Genomic DNA, 6,590 nt, shown 5'->3' with positions numbered 1-6,590 from the left:
CATAATAATACGCGGCTGCCGGCTTGAATCGGTAGCCGTGTTGTGCTTACGGGCAGAAATGTTGAATGAACGTTTGTTTTCAATTTAGAGTGAATCAAATCCGTTGTGATATAATGTATTTCAAAGTGCGCTATAAATCAGGAGGAATCACGATGGATCGAGACTATATCGTAAAAATCAATGAATATTTGCAAATTGATGATTACAACTTGGATTTGATTCTCCAGTGCTTCGATGAGATTCAGCACTCGGAATTTCTGAAAGAGCAATTAGAGATTGCACGGAATCAAATTTATGTAGAGAACCAATTTGATTTATCCGAAGATTTCAATGCAAATGTGGCAAATCACTTGCAAGGAGCGAACTTTTTCCCGCTCATCGTGCTGTTGAATAAATTCGATGACGTTCTAACTTTTTATGAGAAGCATAAGTTGCCCAAGGAGATCTTGCTTCACACCTTCAGCGACGTGAATTTATGGATCCGAGGTTATAAAGATAGAAATCAGAAAGACGGATTTGAAGAACTTCGTTGGTTGAAAAACCATTTTAAGAATAAGATTTTCAGATTGGGACGTTTGCAATTTATTTATAAGAAAAATTATTTGAAGGCTAGAGTCTATAGAAATAAAAAGACCAGTGAAATAGTCATTATCCCTCATGATCAGGTGAAGTTTGATGATGGAGGTTTTACGATTCCGATCACCATCCCTAGCATAGATTTGAACAAAAATTACTTTTCATCTAAAGTGCTGGAAACGGATACGGCTATTATATCCAATAGCATTCTTGACAATGGGGTCATGATTAAAAAAGACGTGACCCTTGCAAAGTCGGATTACGACCTCGTTTTGGATGAAAACGATGATGTGCTTGATGTACATATACCTGGTTACGAATCGTTAGACATAGAAAAATGCAAGAAATCCTTCGAACAGGCTTTGGAGTTTTATAAAACCTATTTCAACGATTATAACTATAAGGCATTCGTCTGCGACTCGTGGCTTCTCACGCCGCAATTTAAAGAAATATTGGGCGCAGACAGCAACATACTCAAATTCAGCTCCATGTTTACGTTCGTAAGCAGCGTTGTGAGGAACTCTTCATTCTTGTTCTTTGTATTCAACACTTCTAACCCTGATTTAGAGAAACTGCCAAGAAAAAGCAGCCTGCAAGAAGCGGTTTACAATCACCTGAAGAATAACAAAGATTTATGTGTAACGAATGGGTTTATTTTGATTAATAAATAAGAGCAGTGCCCTTAGGTCTAAGGTTCAAGTTTAAATATGACATTAGGTCGAGATAAGTTTAATCAGGTTGTTCGTTAATCTGTTAACGGGTTACGTTTGCTGATCCATAATAATATATTGCACTTGTCGAAAGGTGATTAATAATGGTTAATCTTTATCTTGATGACATAAGAGACTGTCCAGAAGGTTTTATTTTGGCAAGCAATTTTGAAGAGGCAATTCAGGCTTTTCAAAATCATGAAATAGACTTACTATCTCTTGACCACGATTTAGGTGAAGATAAGCACGGAAACGAATTGAGAAATGGATATGATTTTGTTAAGTATTTTGTGAGAATGGTTTAAGGGCGAACAAAATTTATTTACATACAGATAATCCCGTAGAACGAAAAAATATGTATGAAACTTTGCTAGCTGCACAACGAAGAGGATTTATTGATGAGGATATTGAGATATTCCATTATCTTATTACTCCAAACAAGTATTCACTTAAATGACCATCCGTTACTCTAACGGGAAACGATAGTTCAATCACAACACGACGGCAGCCAGCACACGATCGGCTGCCGTCATCTGTACTTGGACAATATGGATTATTTTCCGTTAACTCAATCCTTTAGGGTCGGATACGCAGTTAATTTTGATAATTTAAGTTTATATTTTCTTGGAGTGTTATTTTCAGCTAGTATTCTCTTAATAGGATTATTTTCAAGATTCAAATTTAGAAAAGGTTGAATTATATACTTCCATTTAAGCAGTGAACCTTTTAGTTAATGAGAAACGAGTACTCAATAAACTTTTAAGCTAACGGATACTATAGTTGAATGACGGAGCTGCCGACACGATCGGCGGCTTTGTTACGTTAAAGGGCAGGTTAGTTTGGTGGCTGTCTTGAATATATGGAATAGCAATTTACAGCTGCTTTTTAGTCAGGGGGCAATCATATGGGAGTTAATTCAAAGGGGAAACGTAAGTTGAATCATAACGGAAGGTCGTATTATTGGTATGTCCAACAAGATGCCGAAGATTTTGGACGGATTAACCTGAAAATTGTTTCAGAGGATAAGAAGTTTATAATTTCGTATTGTCGGGTGACAAGAACATTCCCGAATTTGACAAGAACATTATAACATTCCGACGGATCGCGCTAAGATATGGATGGATACGTAATCTTGATCACGTCAGTTGCTGGTTGATCAAACTGGCAGGGGAGCTAAATAACAACGCCAGCGTGGAACAGTAGCTGCGTTACGCTAACGGGTGGATAATTCCAATATGTGGAAGGGTGGAATGAAATGAAATTTTACATAGCGTCCAGTCTCAAAAACATAGAAAAGTTGCGGCAAGTCGCTGAGAATTAGAAAGCGCGTGGTTTTCAACATACATACGATTGGACAACTCATTCGAATATAGACTCAATCACCAAACTCCTTACTATTGGCCAAGAAGCGAAATTACATCAAAGTGAAAGGTCAAGTTTAAATAGACTAGTTGATTCTATGCGGAAAACTATTGATTTTATGTAATCTGAAAATCGAGTAAATGTTTAGTACAGGGCGGCCGACTTTCGTTTCCGTTTATAACGAACGAACTAAAAGATAAAGCTTTTTATATGGATTCTTTCTTTGCAAATAACAGGAATTTTATTCCTTTTAAGTAACCTATTGACGCATCATTATTTTTTTTAACCATTTCTTTAACTATTGAATAGACAATAGTCCATAATAGTGCCCCGTAATTCAAAATCCCGGCTTGTTTCATTTTAAGGAAATAGTAATGATTTACGACTTTGGCCTTAGAAACATTTTCAGCTTTATCCCTGGATTGAGGCGATTCGTGATGTATTATTTTTAAATCCGGATCTATAACCAATCTACCATATTTGCTTGCATAGTAGCACATATATAAATCATCGCCGACAGCATAATTTTCCATCCAGCTTAGAGGCTTCATGTCTTTAAGTGAACTCTTTTTAAATGACATATTGCACCCATGAAAAAATTCTGTTTCAAAATTTGACTTGGCTTTATTCCAATTTGCTATAGATCCTGCTAAACCGCTTTTGGACAATTTCCCCAATGAACTGGACATTTGAAACGTAGCTACTCCGAGCGCATTTGCTATTTTACTAGAATATAAACCCTTGGCTATTCCTCCTACTCCTGCCAAACTTGCATCATCTTCATAATTTTTTAGTAATTTGCTTATATAGTAAGGATCATCTAATTCAACATCATCATCTAGATAAAGGATAATTTCATGTACGGCGATTTTTACACATTCAACCCTTGAAAGCCAAATTCCAGCTTTTAATTTCTTAAAGTATGAAAGCTTCATGAATTTTATTTTGGATAAGATAGCCTCAAATAAATGTAATTGTTCCTTTTTGATATCTCCATCATCCACAATTAAAATCTCAACCTCACAATAAAGTTCAACCTGCCTACTGATGGAATCGATGCATTTGGTGATATCTGCAATTCGATTTCTAGTACAGATTGCAATTGTAATATTTTTCAATTTTAACGCCTCCGATTGGTTCATCTGTTCTGTTTTTGTTATCCGGGTGTCTTCGATCAACTTGTTTTGCTTGGTTTGACTCTAGGAACCAAAAGGCTGGCTTGCTGTATGGACATATAATCGTGGTACCTAGGTTTACTTGGTTAGATGTACTTTTAAATTATTTGTAATTAGTCTATTTGTTCAAAGCAACCATAAATAAAATTTGCATAAAAGTAAAATAGAGTATAACTTTGGATGAGTTATACACTATTTTTTGCTTTTGATTCGAGAAGAGTAGGTAGCAGTTATTATTCTTGTTTATTTCCCTTATTTTTATCGTTGCCTTTACCGTTCTCTTTCTCGCTGCCGCCATGTTGATTATTGTTCTTTCTATCTTTTTCTTGTTCGGATCTATTTTTTTCTTTGTTGTCTTTACTTTTTTTCGTATGATCTGCTTTTTCCTTTGCGGAGTCGTCTTGTTGTTCTTGGATAGAGACAGACTCGTTTCTAACTTGTGATATTACTTGTGATGGAATTGGTGATGGAACCGATGACGGAACTGCTGATGGAACAATCGAAGTTACAGGTTGCTGCTCTGCTTTATCTGTAACATCCTCATTTGTCTGCCCCTGTCGGGTTTTCTTTTCGATTTTAGACAGCTTTTTATCTAAGTGGTCAAACGATTTTTCTATATTTTTCATTAGAGCTGACTGGGCTTTTGGATTACCCACTTTTTCCAATGCTGAAGCCAAAGCCAGAATGTTGTGCTGCAATTCGGTTTTTACCTTCAGTACCTGCTCAGGGTGTTTTACTTCCTTTTCAGTATCGTTCACATCTTTGGTTTCAGTTTGCTCTGTTGTTGTAGTATTTGCTTCCGTATCTACCGATGGTGTCGCAGATGCAGCGAGTGCAGTCTTTTCGGTTGTCGACAAACCGGAAGCCTGTTCTGTTTTTTGGATAGCATTTTGTTGAGTTTCTAGTGACTTCTGAAGAGATAGACTTGCCTCATTCGTTTTTCCCTTAGCCAATAAGGTGTTCGCTTCCCCAAGTCGTTCTTGGGCAAAGGAGGTAAGCAGTCTTGCCTCCTTTATGTCATTGACAGTTAGGGCTAATCGAATATTTTCGTACATAGTTTTTACAAAGTAGAAGAAGTCTCCAGGCAATAGACCTGTTGTCTCAGCTTTATTCTGAGTGACGTTCACGGATGCAGGAGTAGAAGATGGTGTTGGTGTTGGTGTTGGTGTTGGTGTTGGAATCTCTGAAGCCAATACACTGCTTGTGCCTACGCTAAAAACGAGTATGCTGAGCAAAGCGCTTTTGGTTAAAAGGTTGTATCTTTTGGGTTCCTTCGTGAACTTTACTTTCATGCGTATTACCACCTTTTGTATGTAATCTGTCGGCCGATACTAAGGTATACGAGAGCTATGGTTATTTTCAGGGGGCATGTGGATTTAAGAACGCGGGATCGCTTAGTTTATGGATTTCTTTATTAAATTCAAGTGTATACCCTCACAAAATCCGAAAGAAATACCGAATATACTTAGTGTTACTTATAAGAGGAGGAATAAAAAGATGAAAAAAAGATGGATGGTTATCGCGTCATGTGTACTAGCAACAAGTCTTATGGCAGGATCGGCATTGGCAAAATCTGAAACAAGCCAATCGAATGAGGGTAAGTCTGATGCTGTAAAGGTTAACGTTGATCTCAAGGTGAAAGCTGATAGGGATGCGACTGTTACATCCGATACGTATGGCAATCAAGGCCATAATGGATATAAAGGGCTGCTCAACGCGATCGACAATGTGAAGGACAAGCCTGCAGGAGCTGTTATTGCAGATCTTCTTTTAAGCAAATATGGGACCCAACTTACGGCTGAAAAGAAAGCGGAGCTTGAGGTAATCAAAGAGAAGGACGCAGCTTTGTCGGTAGTTGCAGATCTGTTGGATAAGAACGGCAGCGTAACTGACGCCGTGTACGTTCAAAAGGAAGCTATTTTAGCAAACGTGACGAATCTTGATTCTTACAAAAAACTTGGTAAATTGTATGAGAAGCTAGGGAAAAAAGGCGTGAAATTGTACGTTAACGGTGAAGAGCCTACTTTCGAAGTAGCTCCGTTTATTCGCGAAGGCAACACACTAGTTCCATTCCGTGCAATTTCTGAAGCTTTAAAAGCCACGGTTACTTGGAACGCAGAAGAGCGCTCGGTTACTGTTACACGCGATGGTATTACTGTGAAACTCTTTATTGATAGCAAGACTGCTACGGTCAACGGGAAAGAAGTGACACTTGAGGTACCCGCAGCAATTGAACAGGGCAGCACGGTTGTGCCGGTTCGTTTTGTGAGCGAAGCCCTGAAAGCAGCAGTTAAATGGGAAGCAGATACTCAATCTGTTGTCATTTATGAAGAATAATCCGAAATAATTATAGAGCCATCCGTTAACGGATGGTTCTTTTCTTTGTGGGACATCCCCTGTGTTTCTAATCGGCTTTGGCAGCTAGCAGTTTGTTGTGAAGGGATTAGTCTCTGCTTTATATTTGTAGTAGATTTTACATTCAGAGCAAATACTCAAAGAACTCGGATGATTTATTGAAAGAGTTCGATAGGTTAAACGGTAAATTATTGGGGATATTTGTACCAAGGATATGTGATTTTCTTTTAATCTAATTACGGTGAACCGTAGCATAAACAGAAGTCAGGACGTTAAACTCCCTCGGTATGATTTAATTTCCTCACGCAAGCTCGTTTATTCGCAGGATTTCATGCTTTAGATTTCAATGATGAATGAAAGTTAGCGAGATATATTAGGACGTGTCGTTAAAAAGGCATGCGGGAACAGAGGT

General features: G+C 37.9%; 5 protein-coding genes. 3 read left to right on the top strand and 2 right to left on the bottom strand.

The features are described from left to right. Positions 1 to 152 precede the first annotated feature (152 nt). Both GC098_RS07300 and GC098_RS41140 read left to right on the top strand, forming a co-directional pair. A complete protein-coding gene (locus GC098_RS07300; protein WP_171642398.1) occupies positions 153 to 1,247 on the top strand; it encodes an acyltransferase domain-containing protein in 1,095 nt (364 codons plus the stop codon). Positions 1,248 to 1,390: 143 nt separating this feature from the next. Further along, complete coding sequence (locus tag GC098_RS41140) at positions 1,391 to 1,591, top strand: cyclic-phosphate processing receiver domain-containing protein (RefSeq protein ID WP_312880012.1); 201 nt, start codon at positions 1,391 to 1,393, stop codon at positions 1,589 to 1,591. Positions 1,592 to 2,854: 1,263 nt separating this feature from the next. Here the strand turns inward: GC098_RS41140 and GC098_RS07290 are convergent. Together GC098_RS07290 and GC098_RS07285 are read right to left on the bottom strand one after the other, a co-directional pair. Beyond that, positions 2,855 to 3,766: a glycosyltransferase family A protein gene (locus GC098_RS07290; RefSeq protein ID WP_171642397.1), complete on the bottom strand. Its 912-nt coding sequence runs from the start codon at positions 3,764 to 3,766 to the stop codon at positions 2,855 to 2,857. Positions 3,767 to 4,056: 290 nt separating this feature from the next. Beyond that, positions 4,057 to 5,115 (bottom strand): DUF5667 domain-containing protein, encoded by a 1,059-nt coding sequence (locus tag GC098_RS07285; protein ID WP_171642396.1) that lies wholly within the window; start codon positions 5,113 to 5,115, stop codon positions 4,057 to 4,059. A 205-nt stretch (positions 5,116 to 5,320) separates the two neighbouring features. Between GC098_RS07285 and GC098_RS07280 the strand changes: the two genes are divergently transcribed. Further along, positions 5,321 to 6,160 carry a copper amine oxidase N-terminal domain-containing protein gene (locus GC098_RS07280; protein WP_171642394.1) on the top strand — a complete coding sequence of 280 codons (840 nt, stop codon included), beginning with the start codon at positions 5,321 to 5,323 and terminating at the stop codon, positions 6,158 to 6,160. Positions 6,161 to 6,590 lie beyond the last annotated feature (430 nt).

This window comes from Paenibacillus phytorum (assembly GCF_013141715.1).
Classification (GTDB): domain Bacteria; phylum Bacillota; class Bacilli; order Paenibacillales; family NBRC-103111; genus Paenibacillus_E; species Paenibacillus_E phytorum.
The sequence above is the reverse complement of the archived record's forward strand: the minus strand, read 5'-3'. Positions and strand labels throughout refer to the sequence as shown.